Source organism: Parendozoicomonas verongulae, from assembly GCF_009711465.1.
GTDB classification, from domain to species: Bacteria; Pseudomonadota; Gammaproteobacteria; order Pseudomonadales; family Endozoicomonadaceae; genus Sansalvadorimonas; species Sansalvadorimonas verongulae.
Genome location: NZ_SMME01000218.1, coordinates 1 through 376 on the forward strand (window position 1 = coordinate 1; position 376 = coordinate 376).

The 376-nt window shown below is 59.3% G+C and carries 1 protein-coding gene; it reads right to left on the minus strand.

Features of this window, described 5'->3' with window-relative positions; all coding sequences use genetic code 11:
* Positions 1-376: hypothetical protein (locus E1189_RS22175; protein WP_196220827.1), on the minus strand; the 376-nt coding region annotated here is incomplete at both ends.

Here is a 376-nt window from a genome sequence, read left to right on the forward strand (position 1 = left end):
GTTGGGCAGCAGGTCAACGGTCATCTCCGGGGAGGACACGGTCTCCACATGGGCCACATGGCTGAGGCTGTTGCTCTGGGCCTTTACGATCAGGCCGCTGCCTTCAAAGGTCTCAGTCTTGGTGACCGTGGTCGTGGTGGTGTGGAAGTGGTCGTCATGGCGCACCGCTGAATAAGACGAGTACGAATAATCCTCGGTCACCTGAATAGAGAAGGCACCGGTCGCATAATCAACCGTGCCGGTCACGCCCTGCCAGCCACCGCTGCCATCATCGGCCACCTTACGGGAGCGGTTGTATTCAAAGTCCAGGGTCTCCGTGGTTCTCTTCAGGGTGCGTAACCTTTCCCCTTCCCGCTGCACCAGCCACTCCAGTGTC